This is a genomic window from Marinicella marina (assembly GCF_030065545.1).
GTDB lineage: Bacteria > Pseudomonadota > Gammaproteobacteria > Xanthomonadales > Marinicellaceae > Marinicella > Marinicella marina.
This window is the reverse complement of record NZ_JASJNC010000001.1, coordinates 225,038-248,793: the sequence shown is the minus strand read 5'-3', so window position 1 is coordinate 248,793 and position 23,756 is coordinate 225,038. Positions and strand designations below refer to the sequence as shown.

At 36.2% G+C, this 23,756-nt stretch carries 16 protein-coding genes; 9 read left to right on the top strand and 7 right to left on the bottom strand.

The genetic code is table 11. The features are described 5' to 3' along the window. Positions 1–77 precede the first annotated feature (77 nt). Positions 78–773, top strand: a complete 696-nt coding sequence (locus QNI24_RS01075) for an outer membrane protein (protein WP_267175565.1) — start codon at positions 78–80, stop codon at positions 771–773. A gap of 8 nt (positions 774–781) precedes the next feature. Here QNI24_RS01075 and QNI24_RS01070 read toward each other — a convergent pair whose 3' ends face one another. The 7 genes from QNI24_RS01070 to QNI24_RS01040 all read right to left on the bottom strand — a co-directional run bounded on the left by QNI24_RS01070 (position 782) and on the right by QNI24_RS01040 (position 8,872). Continuing rightward, positions 782–1,429 (bottom strand): ATP-binding protein, encoded by a 648-nt coding sequence (locus tag QNI24_RS01070; RefSeq protein WP_458367999.1) that lies wholly within the window; start codon positions 1,427–1,429, stop codon positions 782–784. A 208-nt stretch (positions 1,430–1,637) separates the two neighbouring features. After that, positions 1,638–2,114 carry a hypothetical protein gene (locus QNI24_RS01065; RefSeq protein ID WP_283708457.1) on the bottom strand — a complete coding sequence of 159 codons (477 nt, stop codon included), beginning with the start codon at positions 2,112–2,114 and terminating at the stop codon, positions 1,638–1,640. After that, positions 2,107–3,135, bottom strand: a complete 1,029-nt coding sequence (locus QNI24_RS01060; protein WP_283708456.1) for a hypothetical protein — start codon at positions 3,133–3,135, stop codon at positions 2,107–2,109. The genes QNI24_RS01065 and QNI24_RS01060 overlap by 8 nt, the downstream gene beginning before the upstream one ends. Further along, a complete protein-coding gene (locus QNI24_RS01055; protein ID WP_283708455.1) occupies positions 3,132–4,181 on the bottom strand; it encodes a hypothetical protein in 1,050 nt (349 codons plus the stop codon). The genes QNI24_RS01060 and QNI24_RS01055 overlap by 4 nt, the downstream gene beginning before the upstream one ends. A 17-nt stretch (positions 4,182–4,198) precedes the next feature. Then, the gene (locus QNI24_RS01050) at positions 4,199–7,378 is read right to left on the bottom strand and encodes an HD domain-containing protein (RefSeq protein ID WP_283708454.1); all 3,180 of its coding nucleotides are present in this window, start codon (positions 7,376–7,378) and stop codon (positions 4,199–4,201) included. A gap of 50 nt (positions 7,379–7,428) precedes the next feature. Then, positions 7,429–8,541 carry an endonuclease/exonuclease/phosphatase family protein gene (locus tag QNI24_RS01045; RefSeq protein WP_283708453.1) on the bottom strand — a complete coding sequence of 371 codons (1,113 nt, stop codon included), beginning with the start codon at positions 8,539–8,541 and terminating at the stop codon, positions 7,429–7,431. Between the two features lie 112 nt (positions 8,542–8,653). Next, on the bottom strand, positions 8,654–8,872 hold the full coding sequence (locus QNI24_RS01040) for a hypothetical protein (protein WP_283708452.1): 219 nt from the start codon (positions 8,870–8,872) through the stop codon (positions 8,654–8,656). 450 nt (positions 8,873–9,322) lie between these two features. Between QNI24_RS01040 and QNI24_RS01035 the strand changes: the two genes are divergently transcribed. The 8 genes from QNI24_RS01035 (at position 9,323) to QNI24_RS01000 (ending at position 23,479) form a co-directional block, all read left to right on the top strand. Further along, positions 9,323–11,527, top strand: a complete 2,205-nt coding sequence (locus QNI24_RS01035) for an ATP-dependent nuclease (protein WP_283708451.1) — start codon at positions 9,323–9,325, stop codon at positions 11,525–11,527. A gap of 3 nt (positions 11,528–11,530) precedes the next feature. Further along, positions 11,531–13,297, top strand: a complete 1,767-nt coding sequence (locus tag QNI24_RS01030) for a UvrD-helicase domain-containing protein (protein ID WP_283708450.1) — start codon at positions 11,531–11,533, stop codon at positions 13,295–13,297. Positions 13,298–13,745: 448 nt separating this feature from the next. Then, positions 13,746–14,015: a hypothetical protein gene (locus QNI24_RS01025; RefSeq protein ID WP_283708449.1), complete on the top strand. Its 270-nt coding sequence runs from the start codon at positions 13,746–13,748 to the stop codon at positions 14,013–14,015. Then, the gene (locus QNI24_RS01020; RefSeq protein ID WP_347177850.1) at positions 13,958–16,663 is read left to right on the top strand and encodes a Tn3 family transposase; all 2,706 of its coding nucleotides are present in this window, start codon (positions 13,958–13,960) and stop codon (positions 16,661–16,663) included. The genes QNI24_RS01025 and QNI24_RS01020 overlap by 58 nt, the downstream gene beginning before the upstream one ends. Before the next feature lie 145 nt (positions 16,664–16,808). Next, entirely contained in the window at positions 16,809–17,468 is a 660-nt protein-coding gene (locus tag QNI24_RS01015; protein ID WP_283708448.1) for a recombinase family protein, read from the top strand. Positions 17,469–17,480: 12 nt separating this feature from the next. Continuing rightward, positions 17,481–20,258, top strand: a complete 2,778-nt coding sequence (locus tag QNI24_RS01010; protein ID WP_283708447.1) for a class I SAM-dependent DNA methyltransferase — start codon at positions 17,481–17,483, stop codon at positions 20,256–20,258. Between the two features lies 1 nt (position 20,259). Next, entirely contained in the window at positions 20,260–22,299 is a 2,040-nt protein-coding gene (locus tag QNI24_RS01005) for a DEAD/DEAH box helicase (protein WP_283708446.1), read from the top strand. Then, positions 22,292–23,479 (top strand): GIY-YIG nuclease family protein, encoded by a 1,188-nt coding sequence (locus QNI24_RS01000; RefSeq protein ID WP_283708445.1) that lies wholly within the window; start codon positions 22,292–22,294, stop codon positions 23,477–23,479. The genes QNI24_RS01005 and QNI24_RS01000 overlap by 8 nt, the downstream gene beginning before the upstream one ends. The last annotated feature ends 277 nt before the right edge of the window (positions 23,480–23,756 follow it).

Genomic DNA, 23,756 nt, shown 5'->3' with positions numbered 1-23,756 from the left:
AAGTTTTCTTAAATGTTAGCATTTGCTTAACATGCTCTTGTTTATAATTATTGACTCTTAACATCAGGAAGATTTTAATGGGAAAACGAATTTTATCAGCGCTGGGTTTCTCTGCGCTTGTTATGTCAGGCCAAGTGATGGCGCAAACTACTGACTGGAAAGGTTGTTATGCGGGTGTCTCAGCCAGCATTGTCGAGACCGATAACCAATGGACCACGGCCGTATTCAGAGACACGGTGCGCAATGAAAACGCCGGTTCTGATCGGGCTGATGATACGGCAGCGGGAATACAGTTTGGTTGTGACTTTTACCAATCTGATCATTGGGTGGTTGGCGCCAAGTTAACCGCCAACGACAACACCGTCAATGCATCGCATCTGTACCAAGGCGGTATAGGACCCGATAATTTTATATCTTATGAAAGCGAAGACATGGTCTCAGCCATCATCAGACTGGGTTTTAAAGCCAGTGATAATGGCCTGATTTACGGTAATTTGGGCTACACTACCAGTAAACACGTTTATCGAGACAACTCGACAATACCGGTTGAGTTTGCTTTCAGTAAAAGAGACACGCAAACTGGCGTGTTGGTTGGGGTTGGTTATGAACACATGCTGAAAAATAACTTTTCACTGTTTGCTGAATACAACTACACAGACTTGGGTGAAAACCGGGTTTCCCTGGATGACCTCATTGCGCCACCCACTAACTATTTAGCAGATGTTGAACAAGACATCGCACAGTTCAGTATTGGTGTTAACTATAGGTTTTAGTTAGATTATTAGGCGCGATCAAAACCACGGAAGCTGATGGCTTCAGCCAAGTGGTTTTGAGCCACCTTTTCGGCCCCCTCTAAATCGGCAATGGTGCGACTGACTTTGATGATGCGATGATAGGCCCTGGCAGATAAACGCAGTTGTTCCACCACGGTCTCTAAAAAATCCAACAACGACTCAGACAGCGGAATGAAGTGTTCAATTTCCTTACCTTGCAGCTGGCTGTTACTTTTGCCATTGTTCCTTCTAAGTTGGGTGCGGCGACTCCTGATAACTTGTTGTTTGATGTGTTCACTGTTGCTGTGGTTTTGGCTCGGTTGGCGCAACATTTTGTGTGGAATTCTAGGCACCTCAACTTGTAAGTCAATGCGATCCAATAGTGGGCCTGAAATGCGGTTGCGGTAACGTTGAATTTGGCCCACTGAACATTGGCAGGTACGATCGGGGTCGCCAAAATAACCACAAGGACAAGGGTTCAAGCTGGCCAATAACTGAAAACGTGCTGGGAACTCGGCAGTGCGCGCTGCCCGAGAAATAATGATTTTTCCTGATTCTAACGGTTCGCGTAACACTTCTAAAACATGACGAGAAAACTCAGGCAGTTCGTCCAAAAATAAAATACCATTTTGGGCCAAACTGATTTCTCCAGGCATGGGGTTTGAGCCTGTCACTTCCATTAGTAGATGCGAATATCCACAAGTGATTGCGAATGGCAGTATATATATTAAAGATATGTCTAGTAAACTCAGGCCTTAACAGTACTTTATTCTGAAATCTTGTATGAATTAAATACATATTAGTGGATTAAGTAATGATAGCTCTGTCACTGCCAAATTTCACTTTAACACCATAGTCAATTATTCATTCCTCACTGTTATTGTTGCTATTATTAGAACCATTTACTTTAGTGCTATCATCTTTAACTTTGTCTAATTCAGAGGGGACAGTCGCTTTATTGTCCTCGACTACTGGTAAATACATTGCATGAGATTCAACCGTGTCGGCAAGTAATATTGCTGCTTCTTTATCTGTGACAATTTTTGTTTCTAATTTTATAAGTGTAGATTTAAGCTTAGACTCCATTAGCCTGTGATGAGTCCATTTCTCTCTCAATAAGAATAGCCTTTCAACCGTTGCAAATAATCCAGATGCTGCAGCAATCCATGGTGTATATGTAATATTTGATTTTCCAGAGAGAATTGTCGCAACCGCTGCAAGAGTCACACCACCTGCGACTAAGAAGTAGTATGAAACAGAAGTAATTCTCTTCCAGAATCTATGGAAAGAAATTTGTTTATTTATTTCAATAGTTAATTTTTTACTAGTGGTGTCAGTCATTCTGATTCTCCTTATTAAATTTTTCAAACCATGATTTTTTGGATTGGGCAGATTGAAAAATTTTCAATATGTCTACAGAGATTGAGAACCCAGTTTCACCATCATGGTCAGTTACACCGATGGAATATTTATTATTAAAGTGAAATAAAAGCCCATGACCCACATCCCTTACCCCAGATCTATCTGAATATGAAGTCATTATTGATGCTCCAAATGGTATTTTTGAATTCCACATGTTTACACCAACCCATTCAATAGCCAATGATTGTTTAAATTGATTTCCATCATCTGCTTTATTTACATACTCCATCATCAAATTTGGATGTAGAAAAATAACTTGAAGTGGCGGGGGTGGAACGAAATGTTTGCTTGTTATTGTATCTCTGTATAACTTACTATTTATTGTCAACTCAAATGGGGTTTGAGATCTTGTTGAAGTAAAATATTCCCTCCATTGTTCGGTGTTAAATTTAGAGTTTTCAACTGCTTTGCTAGCTTCTTTTTTTAAGATAAGTGTTTTATATAAATTAAAGGCATATACAAAATCTTCCAATACATCACTGCAAGAAACCCCATAAGCGTCAGTGGTCAGGCACTTATCATCATCACTCTCAATGAAACTTACACTTTCCTCAGTGTTGTAATCTATAGACAAAATATATTTGCCAAGAAAATTGTTAATAGAAAAACTTGGCCACTTTGTGCGATTGGAAGAATTGAAATTATTAATAAAGCTATCCAATAAACTTGAAACATCTATCCCAGTATTTTTTAGTTCTTGGGTTTCAACATTTGCGGTAATTTTTAATAGATTAAGATAATCAATTAAGTTTGTATTTAATTGACTATTTTGCCCTCGAGTTTCAATATTGTTTTGACAAATATATTTTGCTATATTGATTGCAACAGTTTCAGTTTTATGAAAAAAAAGGCTTGGCTGATCATTTTCAAAAAAACAGTCATTTTGTGATGAAGCAATACCTGAGTAGATTAAAAGCAAGAGTATATAATATTTTTTCATGATTCCTCCTTCTCTGATTCAAATAACGTTTCGCCAAATTCTTTTATAAGTTTTAGAAAGTCTTTGAGGTCAGAAAACTCATCAATCTGTTTGTATTTTTCTTGTATTTTTAAATATTCATCATCATAAGTTTTAAATTTATCATTACCTGATTTAATATTTTTCTTTGTTTCTTTGAAGTTAAACATAAATTGGAAAAATGGAATTGAAACTTCTGGATCCTCAATGTAACCTCCTAAGCTATGAGTGTTTTTTTGACTAATTTTGGAAGTAATCAAACTTATAAATCTATTATTAAATACATATGGTACTACCCAATTATCTGAAATCATCGGGTCAAACATTTTAGGGCGAGTAAATGGGTCTAGTTCATGTCTAATGTTAAAGAAAAACCTAGTACAACCATAATCACCAGGTTTAACTATGCTCATATAAGGATGTGGTTGATTTGAATAAGAGCTCATTAACTTGCTGACATTTGAAAATGTCCAAATGCTGTTGAATTTAATAACGTTGGGATCCAAAGAGGCAACATCATCAGGTGCATCATTTACCATTAACTTTGATAAGGTATCGTGAAGTACAGCAGAACCTAAGGAATGGCAAAGAATGTTTATACTTGAGTTTTTATGGTTATCCTCGATAGCTTTTGCAATTTTATTGGCAACTTCAGAACGAACCCATTCACCAACATTTGTTAAATAAAGCAATACATCTAACACATGGGTATTAATAAAGTTGTTTTTTCCAAAATAATTCTGAAGGTTAATTGATTTCTTAATCAATGAATCTGAAGCAAATATTTGTGGGTGGATTTCAAGAAACTTATTTATCGGTTCTGCAGATTCTCGAAATTCCTCTCTAATCTTTTCAAATATGAAGTCATATGCAATCGGAATAACCTTTACCTTATCTTCAAACTTAGTATTCTCATATTTTCGATAACGGTTTAAAGCTTTATTTGATGCTGTTAAAAACTCATTCAAAAAAGACTCTTCTGTATGATTGCCCATGCCATGAATAATTATTAATATTTTTCTTGCCATAACTCTTCCGTTTAAATTTAATTTTGCTCAAATGTGTTTAGAACCATTTCAAGCATCTTTTTTCCAGTATTCGTTTCGATCTTTTGCGCTACATTGCTTTTAAAATCTAAGAAATCTTTTTCTTTTATAAAACCCCTGCTTTTGTAGTCAATTAATTGGTAAATAGAATCAATGTAGTCTATGTCTTTAGCAATTTTCCCTTCAACTGAAGTCTTATCCTCAAACTCTTTCCACAAGTCATAAAAAAAAGATAAATTAGATATTCCTGGAAATGTTCCATATAGCGAAATTTTAGCAATGGCATTTTCTTCACTCTTAAGGTCAGCTTCATTTTTATTTATGATGTCACCCACAATTGATTCTGCGAGATCATGATGAAGAAGAAGATTTATGACCTTACTTCTATCAAATTTTTCATCTGATTGATCATGGTTTTCGTTTAAGAATAGAGAAGTAATTAAAAAAGTTGAAAAAGTATGTTCAGCTACCGATTCAACTCTATCTATTTTTTCATTCACACCCATCCTTATCCAACCAGCTCTATCTAGTTTTTTAAGTTCAAAAAGCTGGCTTAAATAATTACATAGTGAAAAATTTGTATCGAGTATGCATTCTTTAATGAGTTCGCAGTAAGCTTGTAACTTTCGATTAGATGTTAGTAAAACATCTTTTTTTGAAATTAAATCAAGCAATTCAATAGTTCTATCGTTATATGCTGTTATACCTTTAGAGACATATCTTTTTTGAACTAGGCTAAGAAGAGTCAAAACTTCAATTTCAATTAAAGTTTTGGAATTTCTTGATTCATGGTTCTTTATTTTCTTTGCAATGTGATTAAATGTTTTCTCACAATCACACAGATTATCTTTGTGATTAACTATTGAAGAACCATGGTTATCTATATCACCGTAATACTCTAAATGAAAACCTCTGTTTAAGTCATCCTCATACTGATCGGCAAGCAATCTTTCTACATATTCGTTGGCTGCAGTATCATCTCCAAGATAAGCTAAGCTAATGAAAATTGTTCTGATTAATAATCCCACATCATCTGGTGCTATTGCATTCTTTAAATATCCATTTTTATATGAATCTTGATAGTATTCCTTTTCTATCAATAAAAATTCTTTGGCATTTTCACGTATCGAATCATCTGAAAATCTTCCGAGTAGATAGCATGCATGTGTCATTCCACGAATTGAGGTTTTATAAATCTCAATATTATTTTCTTCAGTTTTAATTACCTCTTGAAAATTTTGATAAATCTGTTTTAGATGGTTTAAAGTTTTTTCTTGGGTACTTTTATTAACGTTTATTAGTTCTTTGATAAATCTATTTACCCCATCTGAATGAACAACGCTAAAACATTCGATGTCTTGTTTCACTTTGAAACTAAGTATGCAACTAACAACATAATGGGCAATTAAGTAATCTTCGATTAAGCTATTTCCTTTAAAAACAGTTGGCACCTCTGGAATTTTATTATTTGAATTTAGTTGATTCGGGTAAAAATGATGAAATGTTGATTTGGAAGCCTCTTGAATGATTTTAATAGGGTCTTTGTCTCTGCCATATTTTCGCAACACGAGATATTCTAATGATTCATTTATTAGTTCATTTGTTTTAATTGAATCTTCAATCTTATCAATACTTTTCTCAAGGATGGATAACGTAAAGAAATCAACTTCTCTGAATTTAAAGTTTTTTAATGCTTTGGAAAGAATCTCATAGTTTTTTGTATTTGAGTAATTGAAACTAACATATTCCTTTAAAAACTCTGAAATAAGATTATCGTCATTAGCAATAGATTTAGTAGATAAATATATTTTAGGACCCTCGTGCGCTAAATTGTGTTTTTTTATATTCTGAGAAGAAACTATTTTTGTTTTACAAGCTGCAGCCTTAAAGCCATCTATTATTAGTTTTTTATACGGCTCTAAATCATTTGGGCCATAAATAGTGTTATCATCAATTTCATCCAAAATAAATACATCATCATTTGTAATTGATTTAATAAAACTGTTGAAATCATCTTTAAACTGATCAATTGAGTAGTTACTTTCTGATGCAAGCGGTGATATACATTTTTGAAAAAAGCGTGATAAGTTAAAATAAAAAATAGAAAAGTTTGAACCTTTAGATATTTCTTCTAAGTGATAAAAGAGTCCGTGGCATAAAGCTGTTTTGCCGGTTCCGCTTTTACCTTCAACTATTATTAAAAGGTTTTCTTCTGAGTTTATAATTTTAGGGGCAATTTCTTCAAACGAAGTGGCAAAATTACTATCTCTAATTTGAGAGCAAAATTTGATCATTTTTGAAAATTGTGGCATTCCATTATTTTCAAGCTGGTTGTATAGCTTTGTATTAATGTGCATCCCTTTACTATATCTTTCTATGTCATTAGAATTTCTTTTGTTTTTTGATTCATTAATATCTAGTTTATTTCTTATAAAATTGCTACAAGATTGGTATACCAATGCTGTTTTATTTGGCGGTTTACAAATAGAAATGTGATCTTCATCAACTGGAATTGATGGCTTGTCAGGAATTTTTAAATCTGAGGATATCCGATCTACAACTAGTCTGACACCTTTTGTTTTCATGGTTTCATAAAAACTTAAACAAGAAAATTCGTTCTTAATAATTTTGACTCTAAACCACTCGTTTAAGCTTGTCAAAAGGGCTGAATCCTGTTGTAACTGCTGTGTTAAGTTAGTAGACCTGAGTATCTTATAGTTAGCAACTAAATCTGCAACTCCAGATCCTAAATGAGGGGTTGCGAGAAAGATTATGCCTTTTAAACTTGAAATTATTTTAGGGTTACTTAATCTTCCATCGTTTGCCATTCTTAAAAGTTCTTTTGCAATTAATCCACCTAAGCTATGACAAATGAGAATAAAGGGTTTGTCATAGATGTTATTATTATTCATCCACTCCGATATATTTATTGCTCTTTCATTCAATGGCATTGGTTCATTACCAAACCATCTAGATGACTTTGAATTATATGAAACTGACCAAACCCCGAGGTTTTTAAAATCATCGATAAGCCAATCAAACCACATACTTTGATCAGACGGATTATTCTTCCATGTATTTACATGATGCCCATCAAGACCATGAATAAACACGACATTTGCGTCACAATTTTCCTCAATATGTTTTGGATGGAACGATTCCATATAACTTGTAGCCATAATATTTCCCCTATTGATTTTTTTTAATAACCTGCAAAATTATTAGTCCACTATAAATATTTACTTAGGTAATCATCAGAATAGTCGATTTCTAATTCCATCCAGATAGGTAAGTGATCTGACATCTCATAAGTTGTCCATGTTTTATATGATTTGCTAAAATCAGCATATGCATTCTTGCCATAATTAACCCTCAGTTTATTGACTACAGGTTCATAATGATCAAGTAGTTGTTGTTTAGTTAGCCTGCTTTTACCGTTTGCAGAATCTAAAACTGACAGAGGCAATGATGGAAAATTACTGGGATCTGGGTGTGGGCCAAAAACAGCATGACGCCAATCAAATTTGCCATGTCTCAGTAATCTGGTTTTATTGCCAGCTTTACCCTTTTGAGTAAATGCCATTTGGTCATACCAACGATTACCAGACATGTTTGTAGGTCCAAAGTCTGGCACCACCATCTTGGTAGACTTCAAAGCCTCCATGATGTAGTCGTCTTTTTTCTCAATGTTCATATCCCCAAGAAAAATATGTACTTGATCCTCTTTCTTAGCTCGTTTAATAAGTGACTTAGCTATAGCTTTTATCTCATGCGCGCGTAAATTTAAATCATCTCCAAATATGATATGGGCAGAACAAAGAGAGAATTTAAACCAATGGGCTTGGAAGGACGCAAAAAATGGAGTTCGTGCAACTTGCTCACCTGCAATGAGTTCATCTGATGACAGAACGACCTCTCCAATGAGGTTTCGGAAGAAGACCTTATTTTTATTGAAGACAAAAGCCGAGCGTTCCTTATTGCCTCCTTTATGCGTTGAAACATCATTAACAAAGTAGTCCCAATTAGGTCCTAGGAACCTAATTAGCTTTCTTAATGGTGCCAGATCAGACTTGATCTCCTGTAAAGCACAAATATCAAAGTGATCAATAATTTCAGCAATATAGTGATAACTTTCATCCAAACGTGGCATGCCATCATCAAAAGCACGAATATTCCAAGAACCAATAATTAAAGAATTGGGTTCACGGTGTTTTTCTATTTGGTGATATAAATCGTGTCTAAGAGTAAGAAGCCGACTAGAAATCCAAGACTGTTTATTTGGATAATCAACACCCTGTTCATTGTTGTCATCGTATGACTTTAATGTATGATAAAAGGCCATTTTCCCCTTCCTACTTCCGCAAAAAACAGGCATTGATATACTCAAACATCAATGCTACCTTTACACACACACTAATTAAAATAGACAATTCAGAGCAATAAAACAAGTTTTTTTATACATTTTGTTGCAAAGCTAATTTTCTATGCTCCTTTTTTAGTTTAGCAAGTTTATCCATTAACGACTGATGACGTTTAGAGTCAAAATTTGGAGAGAATGATTCTCTGACAATTTTCTCCCTCAATAATTTGATTTCTTGATGTAAGCCAGAATCAACTTGTGCTTTTCTTGCTAACCTGTTTTTCCGTATTTCATTAACTGCATTCACTTTCATGATATTCACCCTCAATGTAGTCAAGCAGTGGACCCTGACGGTTCTTATCGGCGGTTGAAATGGTAAGAGTTCGATTGCCTGACGGTTCTTGTCGTGTCCACTGATTGATGGGGTCAATTATGATGAAACTTGAGTGATATCAATAGAGTAGAATTCTGAAATGATTGTCAATAAAGTATTACAACGTACATCCTTGTCATGGTTCTGTTTTTGGAGGAAAGGTCATATTGTTAGTTAAAAAATTCAGTTAGCAGAAAACCACGTATGGTCTTTCTTTGCGAATAATTGTTTTTTTAAAAAGCATATAACTTGCTTTTAGAGTACTTCTAACTGTTTAGCATGTCAAAAAATGTACGGAGAAAATCTATTTTTATTGACAAAAGATGTAGGCTTTGAAATAGTAATTTATGTGTGCAAGGTTAAAAATTGTTTTAAATTAAGGGAAAATAAATGCATATATCCAAAGTTAGTTTAATTAATTATCGTAATTTTTCGAATGCTAAGTTTTTATTCGACAAAGGCGTTAATACTATTATTGGTGAAAATGGTTCGGGTAAAACTAATCTTTTTAGAGGGATTAGGCTTTTACTAGATGAGACGATGCGGCGTTCCGCAATACGCCTAAATGAAAACGACTTTTTTCGAGGAATCGGCAAATGGCAAGGCCACTGGATAATAATAAGCATAGAATTCCAAGAAGTTTCGCAGGATGAAGCAATTCAAGCGCTATTTTTGCACGGCACTGGTGACATCCAATCTGTTGGTAAAGCTAGCTATAATTTAATTTTTCGACCTAATTCTATAATTCGAAATGAACTTTCATTATTACTCCCTGATGACAATTTTGGTCTAAATAACATACTAGAAAAAATTTCAATAGATGACTACGAGACCATCTTAACAGGCAAAAGTAGTATCGATTTCAACGACCCAGAATCATATAAGTCAATAGTGGGTGATTTTGAAAATGTTATATTCCCTGATGAGTTGGACTTAAGTGAAATTGGTGGTCGCGTACCTCAAGCATTGTATATGCCAAGAGAACTCTCATTTACATTCATTCAGGCATTGAGAGATGTTGTATCTGATTTTCGAGGAAACAGAAACAATCCCCTATATACTCTGCTTAAAAATAAAAGCGGGGAAATTGATGACCAAAACTTTAAATCTATTATTGACCAGGTTGCACAGCTAAATACATCAATTGAAGAATACGAAGATGTGGTTAATGTTCGCGATGATATTGAACTTACTTTGAGTGATACCTTAGGTGATACTTATGCGCCTAATTCTTTATCAATAAAATCAGACTTATCAACCAAAGCGGAACAGCTTTTTCAATCCTTGAAGCTTTTTGTGTCTGAATCAGACGACGGTTATGAGGGGAATATTAGCGAGATGAGTTTGGGAGGTGCAAATATGATCTACCTTACACTTAAACTACTTGAGTTTAAATATCAACATAACCGCGAAACTATAGCTAATTTCCTTTTGATTGAAGAACCAGAAGCTCATATCCATACTCATATTCAAAAAACATTATTTGATAAAGTTCAGTTTGAAAATACCCAAATTATTTATTCCACTCATTCACCCCACATTTCTGAATCCAGTAATGTTGAACAAATTAATATAATTGGTAAAGTTGACAATGCATTTGAAGCCTTTCAACCAACAACTGGACTCAGCCCAAGTCAAATAAATAAAGTCCAGCGTTACTTGGATGCAGTAAGGAGTAACTTATTATTCGCAAAGAGTGTAGTGTTGGTTGAAGGCGATTCCGAGGAAATTCTTATTCCATCTATGTTTAAAAAAGTACTTGGTATTAGCTTAGATGAGCTAGGAATCAGTTTAATTAATATTGGCAGCACGGGCTTTGAAAATGTTGCACAGCTTTTTCATCAACAACGAATAAGAAAACGTTGTAGCATAATCACAGACCATGATTCGGCTTTTTTTGATACAACAAAATTAGATGCTGACTCAGACTTCGTTAATAAAAGAAAAAGGAAAGCTCGTGGCTCTGCAAAATCAGGCCAGAGACGAAAAGTTGCATTAGATAAACTTTGTAACTCAAGTGACTGGCTTTTTGCTCATTACGCCAAACATACTTTGGAGGTGGACTTAATTCTTGAAGGAAATGCGAATTATTTTGAAGATATTTTGAATGAGGTATACTCTGATTCGGCCACAATAAAAAAAGCAAAAAAACAGCTTGCTAGTCAAAATATAGAAAATTCAGGCAGACGTGCGCTGACTATGGCCAAAAGTTGTGGCAAAGGTTGGTTCGCTATATTACTGGCCAATTCACTCGATTCAAACTTTAAAATACCTCGATATATCTTAGATGCAGTTTTTTCAGCCTCATCTATGAATGACGAAAGAATAGTTTTTCGGATCATCAAGTTTCGGTTTAACTTTTTTCTTAATGACTATAAATCAGATAAAAAACATGTTGATGAAACTACTGGTGAAGATGACGTCTGGTATGAAAAATGGAAAACATACCTTGAGGCGAGAAAAAAGGCCATTGAATCTTTGTATGAAGTAATTGTGAACTACGAATCTGATAGCTGTCAAATTAATGACCTGAAAAACAGTTTTTGCAAACACTTCCCAGATGATCTTTTTACATACGTTTTGGTCGCGCTATAGATCATGGATTTATGGACTGATAAAGATCTTAATGACGACCAGATTGATGCCGTTGAGAATGACAATAATGTATTTTTAGTTGCATGCCCTGGCAGTGGTAAAACCAGAACATTAACATATAAAATTGCATACGAACTATCAAAAATCACTTCACTAAAAAAACGAATCCTTGCAATCACCTATACCAATGCAGCCGCAAACGAAATTCATGAACGCATTGAATCAATGGGCATTGATACCACTCAACTATGGATTGGAACTATACATTCATTTTGTTTAGAGTGGATTATTAAACCATATGGGGTTTATCACTCAGAATTAAAATTTGGATTTCGTCTTATTAACTCACATGACACTGAAAAAATGCTTAGTGAGCTTTGTATTACGGTTGGTAAGAAAGCCATTACTCACTATGATTGTGAACACTATTTCGATTCAAATGGAAAAAATATCAAATGCACCAATTATAAGAGAGATAAAGTTATAGCAACCTTAAATGCTTATCACGAACAATTAAGTGATAATCGCCAAGTAGACTTCGAGCTAATTCTATGGTATTCGTACCAGTTGATTAGTCAGCACCCTGCCATTAGTAAGTTATTGAGCAATATTTTCTCTTATATCCTTATAGACGAATATCAAGACACAAAAAATATTATGTATCATATTCTTGCTTCAATATGGAGCGCTGGCAACAATCAAGTGAATGCATTTGTAGTTGGTGACCCAAATCAAGCAATTTTTACATCATTAGGAGGGTATCCGATCCGTGTAGATGAACTTTCTAAACTTGCTCAGTTGGATTTTCAACAATTAGAATTAACTCGCAATTATCGAAACTCAGAACGGATTGTGAATTTTTTTAGCAACTTCAAAGTTTACGGATCCCAGATTTTTTCTTATGCAGAACATAAAGCATATAATAGCTTAGTAACTTTTGACACAAACACTCATAAAGATAACCTAGCACAAGAAATAAAACAGCTGATTGATTTGAATGTTGATCACTATGGAATATCTCCTAATGAAATTTGTATCGTTGGCCCATGGTGGATTCACCTTGCAAGTTTGACTCGACGATTGGTAGCAATTGTCCCTAACCACGATTTTAATGGACCAGGATTAACGCCGTTTGTAAGAGACCCAGAAAATATTTGGTATAAAGTCGCACGCTTAATACTTACTAATTCATCACCTAGGATGTATGTAAGAAGGATGAGGTGGGCAACGGAAATTATTCTTTTTTTTCAAGATGCTGGGGTAGTCGTTCAATCATGGAAAGTTCGCCAATTTATTAGGTTCGTCAATTCAATTGATATTAATGAAAAAGATGGCTTATTGTATTTGAAAGAATTTTTTGTAAGGATTTTTCAAAAATATAATTTAAAAATTGAAAATTATAATGTTCTGGTAGAACACAGAAATGCTTTTTTTGACAGCTCACATGAAAGAATTCAGAGGCTTATTAGGGAAGGTTATACTTATGCTGGTAATGTTGAGACTTTTCGAAGGGTATTTCGCCAAAAATCAGGAATTACAGTCTCGACAATTCACGGAGTAAAAGGGGCTGAATTCGATACAGTAATTGCATTTGGCATCTTGAATGATGTAGTGCCACATTTTAATGAACTCGACAAATCTAAAAGTGCAAAAAGACTACTCTATGTGATAGGTTCTAGAGCACGTAAGAATTTACACTTAATCGCAGAACATGGCAGAAATAAAACCCCAACACTAGAGTTAGCAAGTCTACATTATGAATATGACTAACAAAAAATTCCATATATTGGTTTTATTTTCAAACAATTATCTTTTTATTTTTTTGGTTTCTTCAGTTTGGCCCATAAACTTATAACTATAATAAATAATTAGAAGAAATATGATGATAAAAGTGATAGTTTCAGATCAAATTGGCATTCAACACTCTGAGTTAGTTAAGAATAAAGGTGAGATAAAACCTGGAACCCTGTAATCCCCCATTTTGCAGTGACTTCAAAATAGAAAGTTACTGTTGCCATCATACTCGTTGCCATTTATGGCTAACAAAAGAGTTTGATGGCTTACAGCAGTGAGGCTGTCAATTTCAAAATGGGGGGATTACAAACCATGTTGGGTTACTTGATTCACTGCTTCTTGGCCCAGTGACCACATAGCTGCATAAACGGACATTTGTTGTTTTTATGCATTAACATACAAGTTTCATCCAACGGAGCTTGCTATGAATTTAATTACCCCATTTGAAGATGTATCGCAAAAGTGGTCCCTGCAATATGAAGAGCTTGAACTTTTAAAGGGAAAATCTGAAAACAGTTTACTTCCCTTTTGTATTCACCTCAAACTATATATGAATCAAGGTATATTTCCGTCTTCTTATGCTGATATTCCCCACAAGGCTTTAGAGTATTTGATGAGCCAATTAGATGTTAAAGCATTCCTGAATATAAATGGAATGGCAGGATTTCAAGACGACACAAAGCTGAAGTTTTAGAGTTTCTTGGGATCAAAAAAACGAGTGTTAATGATCGAGAGAATTTAACAGCCTGGTTAATTGATACAGCTATCCCCAAAACGATTAACTTCGATAAACTTCTGTCTAGAGTCGACGATTGGTTGTTTAAACAAAGGTTAATGCGCCCAACGGAAGCCGTTCTGGAAAGGCTAATCAGATCAGCGACGTCTCAATATGAGGACAAAATATTTACCAATATTACTAGCCAAATATCTTCAAGTGACAAGATCAAGTTGGATAAATTTTTAACGTCTGAAAGCGCTAAAATAAAATTTTCAACAATCAAAGCGGATCCCGGAAAAATCGGTTTTGAAAGTGTGGTCAAAGAATCAGACAAGCTCGCATTTATCAACTCTATCACACTGCCTGAGAAAACTTTCAAGCAAATGAACCAGAAAGCTTTGTCAGAATATAGAATGCGAGTGGCCAGCCAAAGTGCCTGGGAAACACAACGACATCCTGACAACATCCGTTTTGCCCTCACATCAATCTTTCTCTACATGCGCAAAGCTGAGATTATTGATGGCTTGGTTGAGCTTTTGATTCAAGTCATCCACCGGTTGTCGGTACGTGCTGACAACAAGGTCAAAAAAACGCTCCTGAAGGACTTCAAAAAAGTGTATGGCAAAAACCACATCCTGCATCAAATAGCCGATGCTGCCCTTGAACACCCCCAAGGCAGAATCAGTGAAGTGATCTTTCCCCTTGTTGGTGAGAACACTTTGTCCAATTTGATTAAGGAATACAAATCGAATGGTCCAGGGTATAAATTGGAAGTTCACAAGGTGATCAGGGCCAACTATTCAAGTCATTATCAAAGGATGATTCCTAAAATCTTAAAGGCTCTGCCCCTCAAATCAAACAATGAATCACACAAGCCCGTGCTCGATGCCTGGGAATTCATCAAAGCCAAACAGCCTTCGAGAAAATCATATTTCAACATCAATGATGATGTGCCCATTGATGGGGTGATCCAACCTAAGTGGCATGAAGTTGTGATTGAGGAAGACAAAGCTGGAAATAAGCGTGTAAACCGCATCAATTATGAAATATGCGTACTTCAATCATTGCGTGAGAAACTGCGATGCAAAGAAATCTGGGTGGAAGGCGCTGATCGCTTTCGTAACCCTGATGAAGATTTACCCCAGGACTTTTCTGAGAATCGTGAGTTTTATTACCAAGACTTGGGCCACTCCCAAAATGCAAACGAGTTTGTTGATAACTTAAAAGCCAAAATGCATGATGCCCTTACCAGTTTAAATGAATCAATACCCAACAACCAATTTGTTCGGTTAAGGAACACAGACAAGAATCGAATCTGCATCACCCCATTGGAAAAGCAGCCTGACCCGCCAAACATCAATCGCATGAAGGGTGAGGTGCAAGTTCAGTGGCCAACCACCAGTTTGTTGGATATGTTGAAAGAAGCCGATATGCAAATTGGTTTTACGGAATGTTTTCAGACCATCAGATCAAGTGAGCGTGTAGATCGGGATGAACTTCAAAGACGGTTAATACTTGGCCTCTATGGGATTGGCACCAACGCAGGGTTAAAGCGGGTGAGCGCAGGCAAACATGGTGTAACATACAAGGAATTACGCAGCACAAAGCAAAATTACTTAAATAAGTATTCCCTGAGACAAGCCATTGCCATGGTGGTCAATGCCACATTTGCAGCCAGGGACACTGCATTGTGGGGAGAAGGCACCACGGCTTGTGCATCAGATTCAACACAGATCGGATCGTGGGATCAAAACCTGATGGCCCAATGGCACGCCCGGTACCGCAGCAGCGGTGTGATGATCTATTGGCATGTTGAAAAAAGAAGCACATGCATTTATTCCCAACTGAAAAAATGTTCATCATCGGAAGTCGCATCGATGATAGAGGGTGTGCTCAGGCATTGCACAGAAATGTCAGTTGATAAAGCTTATGTAGATACCCATGGTCAATCAGAGGTTGGATTTGCTTTCAGTCACATGCTTGGGTTTAACTTGATGCCAAGACTCAAAAACATCGCCTCTCAAAAACTGAATGTTCCGGTGGCAGGCATGGCTGATGAGTTTGAAAACCTAGATCTGATTTTGACCCGGTCAATTAACTGGAAAATCATCGTAGAACAGTACGATCAAATCATCAAATACACAACCGCCTTGAAACAAGGAATCGCAGAACCTGAATCGATTCTTAGGCGGTTCACCAGAAACAACATCCAACACCCTACATACAAGGCGCTGTCTGAACTGGGCAAAGTGATCAAGACCATTTTTCTGTGTGGCTACATTGAGCATGTGGAAATTCGCAGGGAAATCAATTCAGGACTGAATGTTGTTGAAAATTGGAATGGAGCCAATGACTTTATTTTCTTTGGCAAGAGTGGTGAAGTGGCATCAACCCAAACCGATGATCAGGAACTTTCAGTCTTGGCTTTGCACCTGGTGCAGCAATGTTTGGTATACATCAACACACTCATGATCCAAAGCGTTGTGTCACAAGATCACTGGAAAGATGCCTTCACTGATGATGACTATCGGGCCTTGTGCCCATTGTTTTATGCACACGTTAATCCATATGGTCATTTTGACCTGGATATGGAAACACGTATTTCACTTGGCTTATCTCATTGAGACGCAGCAGCCGTTTATTATTTTTGTTATTGCATAAACGTTCGTTTTTAATTTGTTAATTCAACAAAGATATATCTATGTAATTAATATAATTTTAATTACAATATATCTATCTAAATCACCTTTTTATCTTATTTGACATTGCATGCCACAAATCAAACCTAAAACTATTGGCTATTTGAGAGTATCTACTCTTGAGCAAGACAATGAAAAAAACAAGTCTGATATTTTATTATTTGCGCATAATCGAAAATTAGGTGAAGTGAGTTTTATTGATGAAACGATCACAGGAAATGTTTCTTGGAAGAAAAGGAAATTATTTGATGTTATGGAAGACCTTAATAAAGGTGACATACTAATTGTTAGTGAGTTGTCTCGATTAGGCAGGAGTATGTTGGAGATTATGGAAATATTGTCAGTCTCAATGCAAAAAGGAATTAATGTATATGCTATAAAAGGAGACTGGAAATTAGACAGCAGTATTCAAAGCAAAGTCGTTGCTATGGCATTTTCTATGGCTTCAGAAATTGAAAGGGACTTAATATCACAAAGGACGAAAGAGGCGTTACGTGCTAAAAAAGCACAAGGAGTTAAACTGGGCAGACCCAAGGGACCAGGTAAAAGTAAGCTAGATAAATTTAAGCCTGAAATTAAAGCACTATTGGCAAATGGCTCCACTCAAAAATTTATAGCGAACAGATATGATACGACTGAAGCCAATTTACATAACTGGCTAAAAAAGAATAATATAAAAAAACATAACAATACAGTAAATAACAATGCTAAAAGCGCAGATAAAAGTTAAGGGCAGAATCCATTGAACGCAGTTGAAATTGAAGAAGCTGTTACAGCACTGATAGAACAACCTTTTGATGCAGATGCTTTTCCTTTTGCTTTTCTGGAAGCTTATGGCGATAAAGCGACCACAATTAAGCGCCTGAGAAGCGAAAAGAAAGGTTCTACTAATGCATCTGACCTGAAAGATATGGGTGGTGTATTACAAAGGAATAATATTCACATTCTTGTCTGTCCAGAAGGCAATACAGCAGACACTCTGACACTTTTAAGAGATTCCCCTTCTACATCAAAAGCTAAGGCTAAATTCATTCTTGTTACTGATGGCCAATATTTAGAGGCAGAAAATTTAAGTGAAGGCGAATCATTGGCATGTGATTACCAAGATTTCCCTAATCATTTCAGTTTCTTTTTGTCATTAGCTGGTATCAGTACGGTTAAACAGATTCGCGACAGCGCTTTCGATATCAGAGCCACAAGTCGTCTCAACAAGCTTTATGTGGAGCTACTGAGTCAAAACCCTGATTGGGACACTGCTGAACGCCGTCATGACATGAATCACTTTATGGCTCGTCTGATTTTTTGTTTTTTTGCTGAAGATACCGATATATTTAGCGAAAATAATATATTTACTGACACCATAGCCCATATCAGTGAAAGCAATGCATCAAACACCCATGAAGTGATGGGTGAAATCTTTCGGGCAATGAATACTAAAAGAGACAAAAGAAAAAAGGAAAATATTAAGAGTTGGGCCGACATGTTCCCATATGTTAATGGCGGTTTGTTTTCTGGCAGTACAGAAGTACCGGTGTTTTCAAAAATAGCCCGTTCATATTTATTACATGTTGGGAGTTTAGACTGGACTCAAATCAATCCTGATATATTTGGTTCGATGATTCAGGCTGTGGCTGATGATGAAGAGCGTGGCAGTTTGGGCATGCATTACACCAGCGTACCTAACATCCTAAAAGTATTGAACCCACTGTTTTTAGATGATCTACGTGAGCAGTTAGATCAAGCTGGCGATAATGGCAGAAAATTGCTTAACTTAAGGAAGCGAATTTCAAATATTCGGGTATTTGACCCAGCTTGTGGTTCGGGCAATTTTTTAGTGATTGCTTATAAGCAAATGCGCGCTATTGAAGCAGAAATCAACTTCAGACGGAAAGAATCAGATAGGCATACAGAAATACCACTAACGAACTATAGAGGTATTGAGCTTAGAGATTTTCCAGCAGAAATAGCACGGTTGGCACTGATCATTGCCGAATATCAATGCGACCTTCAGTATAGGGGACAGAAATTGGCTTTGGCTGACTTCTTACCACTGGATACTGAAAACTGGATCACCTGTGGCAATGCTTTAAGAATCGACTGGCTGTCGATTTGCCCACCCACCGGTAAAGGTGTTAAAGCCATCAGTGATGATATCTTTGCAACCCCATTAGAACAAGCTGAAATAGATTTTGAAAATGAAGGTGGTGAAACTTATATATGTGGAAACCCTCCTTACATTGGAGATAAGAAACAATCTAAGGATCAGAAATTGGATCTTGAAAGTTTAATTGGTAATAGAACAAAAAAATGGAAGTCTTTAGATTATGTGTGTGGCTGGTTCATAAAGGCTGCTGACTATGGGCAGCATACAAATGCCTCTTCTGCTTTAGTGTCAACCAACTCAATCTCACAAGGCCAACAAGTGCCTGTTTTGTGGCCTCTACTATTTGAAACTGGTCATTCAATTTCTTTCGCTCACACTTCGTTTAAATGGAGTAACCTTGCAAGTCATAATGCTGGCGTAATTGTTGTAATTGTGGGAATTTCAAAAACTTCTGGCACAATGAAAAGCCTTTTCTCTCAGGATACTAAGGGTAATGGAATTGTAATTAAGACTCAGAATATAAGCCCATACCTTGCTCCTGGCAAATCTACCTTCGTTCAACCACGCCAATCTCCAATTTCCAATATTTCTGAAATGCTTTTAGGTAATTTTGCAAAAGATGGTGGTCATTTATTATTGGAGCACTATGAACTTGATGGATTAGATGATATTGCGAAAAAGTTTGTTAGACCTATGTATGGAGGTCAAGAATTTATCAAAGGTAATGCTAGATTTTGTTTCTGGATAGATGAAAATAGCTTCGAAACTGCTAAGCAAAGTCAAGAACTGTGCAATCGATTTGAAAGAGTTAAAGAGAATCGGCTTTCTAGTACTAAAAAAGCGACCCAAGAATGGTCAAAAATGCCTTATCGCTTTGTTGAGATCAGATCGCCTGATTATACTGAGGCAATGGTGCTTCCAATTGTAAGTTCAGAGAATAGAGATTATTTTCCTGTTGGTTATTTACCTCAAAACTCAATAGTGAATTATGCATTTGGATTGTACGATGCCCCTCTTTGGAATATGGCCCTTATAGCTTCGAAATTGCACTTGGTATGGATTGCTACAGTTTGTGGCAAGATGAAGTCTGATTACAGATATTCTAATACTTTAGGCTGGAATACGTTTCCTGTACCTAAGTTAACAGAAAAAAATAAAGCTGATCTAATTCGTTGCGCAAAAAACATTCTTTTAGCGCGTGAAGCTCATTTTCCGGCCACGATTGCTGACCTTTATAAACCTGATGTGATGCCTGAAAACTTACGTCGAGCGCATGAGCGAAATGATGAAGTTCTAGAACGCATTTATATTGGTAGACGATTTAAAAATGACACAGAAAGATTAGAAAAACTATTTGATTTATATACAAAGATGACATCTGGTGATTCATCTAAAACTATAAAAAAGGTGAATTAACATGGTACATAAATCCATTCCTTCAGTCTCAGTCAACTACTCAACCAACGGAAGTTCAAAAAAATCCAATGAGTTGGGTATGCGGGTGATGCAAGAACGTGCTTATGAAAAACGCGGAGAACAATATTTATTGATTAAATCGCCTCCAGCTTCAGGTAAAAGTCGGGCTTTGATGTTTATTGCTTTAGATAAACTGAACAATCAAAATATTATAAAAGCTTTAATCATCGTACCAGAAAAATCTATTGGTGCCAGTTTTAATGATGAACCTTTGACTGACTTTGGTTTTTACTGGGATTGGGAAGTAGAACCCAAATGGAATCTGTGCAATGCTCCAGGTGAGGATGGTGGCAAGGTAAATTCAGTCAGATCATTTTTAGAAAGTGATGATAATATTTTAGTATGTACCCATGCGACATTTCGTTTCGCAGTTGACCGGTTTGGTATTGAGGCCTTTGACAACTGTTTAATTGCAGTCGATGAGTTTCATCATGTTAGTGCTAACCCTAATAATATCTTGGGAAATCAATTGGCTCAATTTATTGCAAGAGACAAAGTTCATGTTGTTGCAATGACAGGATCCTATTTTCGTGGTGATGCTGAAGCCGTTTTAACACCAGCTGATGAAGCAAACTTTGAAACAGTGACTTATACCTATTATGAACAACTCAACGGATATGAGTACTTAAAAAAATTGGATATTGGATACTATTTTTATTCAGGCACATATTCAGATGAAATATTAAGTGTGCTGAATCCGAATGAAAAAACCATAATTCACATCCCTAATGTAAATTCTCGTGAGAGTACAAAGGAAAAATTAAAAGAAGTTGAGCACATTATGGATGAGCTCGGTGAATGGATGGGCATAGATCCTGAGACGGGTTTCGATTTAATAAAAACATCCAAAGGTAAAACACTTAGAGTAGCTGATTTAGTTGACCCAAGTAAACAAGCACAAGTATCTGCCGGTTTAAAAATACCAGAACAGAAAAACAACCGAGACCATGTCGACATCATCATTGCCCTGGGTATGGCAAAGGAAGGTTTTGATTGGATTTGGTGCGAACACGCGCTTACAGTTGGTTATCGTTCAAGCCTGACTGAAATCATTCAAATTATTGGTAGAGCGACTCGTGATGCGAAAGGAAAAACACTCTCACGCTTTACCAATTTAATTGCGGAACCCAGTGCTGAAGAAGACGTTATCGTTGATGCGATTAATGATACTCTAAAAGCGATAGCAGCCAGTTTGTTGATGGAGCAAGTGCTGGCGCCTAAATTCGACTTTGTGCCAAAATCACCACAAAATGGACCGCAAGAAGGTTTTGATTATGGTGAGGATGGTTACAAATCTGCTGAGAACAATGTTGGCGTCAATGAGACTACAGGAGAGTATCAAATTGAAATTACTGGTTTATCAGAACCCAAAAGTGAGAAAGCTCAGAGAATTTGTAAGGAAGATTTAAATGAAGTAATTACTTCTTTTGTTCAAGATAAAACAGCTTTGGAACGAGGTCTATTTGATGAAGAAACAGTGCCTGAAGAGTTAACTCAAATGCGCATGGGCAAAATCGTTAAAGAGAAGTATCCTGAGTTAGATGAAGAGGACCAGGAAGCGATCCGTCAACACGCGATTGCTGCGCTAAACCTTACACAAAAAGCCAAAGAAATTATCAACTCTAATGAAGAAGGTAAAACTGGTAATACTGCACTGATAGATGGAATTAAAAAGTTTGCTATGGACGTACGTGAACTGGATATAGACTTGATTGATAGTATCAACCCATTCAGTGAAGCGTATTCTATATTGGCAAAATCAATGAGCGAAGACAGTTTGAAACAAGTGGCTGCAGTGATTGCAGCCAAGAAGATCAGCCTTACTCATGAAGAAGCACGAGATCTCGCCAAAAGGGCTTTGAAGTTTAAGAAGGAAAGAGGACGTTTGCCTGAATTAACTGCTGCTGATCCTTGGGAAAAAAGAATGGCCGAAGGCATTGCATTTCTTCAAAGAAAAGCATCGGAGGAAGCTGATGGCTGAACAATCTGATTTAGAGATCCTTGGTGCTTTGGGTGTTGAGGTCAAAGCTAAAAAGAAAGCAAAACTGACAAAACAGCAGGAACGTATCATTGCTGGTTTTGAGGAAATACAGCGTTTTGTAGAAGAACATGGGCATCTTCCAAAACATGGCGAAGACAAGGATATATTCGAGCGGATATATGCTGCTCGCTTAGACCGGATCAGAAAACTACCTGAATGTCGGGAATTGGTTGAAGCGCTAGACACTCAAGGTTTACTTGAAGGAGTATACTTGGAAGGTGAAAATAGTCTTGATGAGTTAGACGATAACGAACTGTTGTCTCAGTTAGGAGTTGAAACTGGAAAAACTAACGATATTACAAACCTCAAGCACGTTAAATCTCAAGCACAGAAAGAAAGAGAAAAGTCTGATGAAATTGGCACAAGGCAAGCTTGCAAAGATTTCGATAAATTTAAACCCTTATTTGAATCAGTTCAAAATGATCTTGATTTAGGATTTAGAAAAACTATGCCATTTATCAAAGATGGCAGCATTGAAGAGGGCAATTTATTTATTATTGGTGGTCAAAAAGCTTATGTTGCATCAGTCGGAGATCATTTTATAGGAAAAGATGGGCGTAAAGAGTATCGATTGCGTGTAATTTTTGATAATGGAGTTGAGAGTAATCAATTGATGCATTCATTACAAAAAAGATTATGGGAAGATGATGCAGGAAGGCGTATCAGTGAAATTAGTGGCGGACCGATTTTTGATAACGTAAACAAAGAAGATGATTTGGCCAGTGGAACCATTTATGTTTTGCGAAGCATGAGAGACCATCCAGTAATCAATAAAAGTCGAGATGTTGTACACAAGATTGGTGTTACAGGAGGTGATGTTAAAAAACGAATTGCAAATGCAAAAAATGATCCAACATACTTAATGGCTGATGTGGAAATAATTGCCACATACGAACTTTATAATATCAATCGTAAAAAACTTGAAACACTAATTCATCGATTTTTCGAGAGTGCAAAGCTTGAAATTGAAATCAAAGATCGGTTTGGTAAACCTGTTGTGCCACGAGAATGGTTTCTAGTTCCTTTGTTTATAATAGATGAAGTGGTTAAAAAAATACGAGACAAGACAATTGGTGATTATATTTATGACACTAAGTCCGCTAAATTGAGGCGTAGATAAAATATAGGTGTGAATTTAATCAGAAGTTCTCGGGTAAACGCTCACTTAGCGTGTATTTTTGCATAATGGACTTCAAACCCCGAGAAAAGGAAAAAGGATATTTTTGTAAAAAGTTGGCCCTTTATGCAGCTATGAGGTAACTGTAAAAACAACAAATGTCCGTTTATGCAGATATGTGGTCACTGGGCCTTCTTGTTTAAATTCATCTGTATAACGGATACCTGAACCCATTTGTATTACCTTCTATGGTTAAGTGACTATTTTTACCATAAAAAGT

Bases quoted from the DNA above. Each gene is read 5' to 3' on its own strand.
- QNI24_RS01075 (WP_267175565.1), top strand. From the start codon at position 78: ATGGGAAAACGAATTTTATCAGCGCTGGGTTTCTCTGCGCTTGTTATG.
- QNI24_RS01070 (WP_458367999.1), bottom strand. From the start codon at position 1,429: ATGCCTGGAGAAATCAGTTTGGCCCAAAATGGTATTTTATTTTTGGAC.
- QNI24_RS01065 (WP_283708457.1), bottom strand. From the start codon at position 2,114: ATGACTGACACCACTAGTAAAAAATTAACTATTGAAATAAATAAACAA.
- QNI24_RS01060 (WP_283708456.1), bottom strand. From the start codon at position 3,135: ATGAAAAAATATTATATACTCTTGCTTTTAATCTACTCAGGTATTGCT.
- QNI24_RS01055 (WP_283708455.1), bottom strand. From the start codon at position 4,181: ATGGCAAGAAAAATATTAATAATTATTCATGGCATGGGCAATCATACA.
- QNI24_RS01050 (WP_283708454.1), bottom strand. From the start codon at position 7,378: ATGGCTACAAGTTATATGGAATCGTTCCATCCAAAACATATTGAGGAA.
- QNI24_RS01045 (WP_283708453.1), bottom strand. From the start codon at position 8,541: ATGGCCTTTTATCATACATTAAAGTCATACGATGACAACAATGAACAG.
- QNI24_RS01040 (WP_283708452.1), bottom strand. From the start codon at position 8,872: ATGAAAGTGAATGCAGTTAATGAAATACGGAAAAACAGGTTAGCAAGA.
- QNI24_RS01035 (WP_283708451.1), top strand. From the start codon at position 9,323: ATGCATATATCCAAAGTTAGTTTAATTAATTATCGTAATTTTTCGAAT.
- QNI24_RS01030 (WP_283708450.1), top strand. From the start codon at position 11,531: ATGGATTTATGGACTGATAAAGATCTTAATGACGACCAGATTGATGCC.
- QNI24_RS01025 (WP_283708449.1), top strand. From the start codon at position 13,746: ATGAATTTAATTACCCCATTTGAAGATGTATCGCAAAAGTGGTCCCTG.
- QNI24_RS01015 (WP_283708448.1), top strand. From the start codon at position 16,809: ATGCCACAAATCAAACCTAAAACTATTGGCTATTTGAGAGTATCTACT.
- QNI24_RS01005 (WP_283708446.1), top strand. From the start codon at position 20,260: ATGGTACATAAATCCATTCCTTCAGTCTCAGTCAACTACTCAACCAAC.
- QNI24_RS01000 (WP_283708445.1), top strand. From the start codon at position 22,292: ATGGCTGAACAATCTGATTTAGAGATCCTTGGTGCTTTGGGTGTTGAG.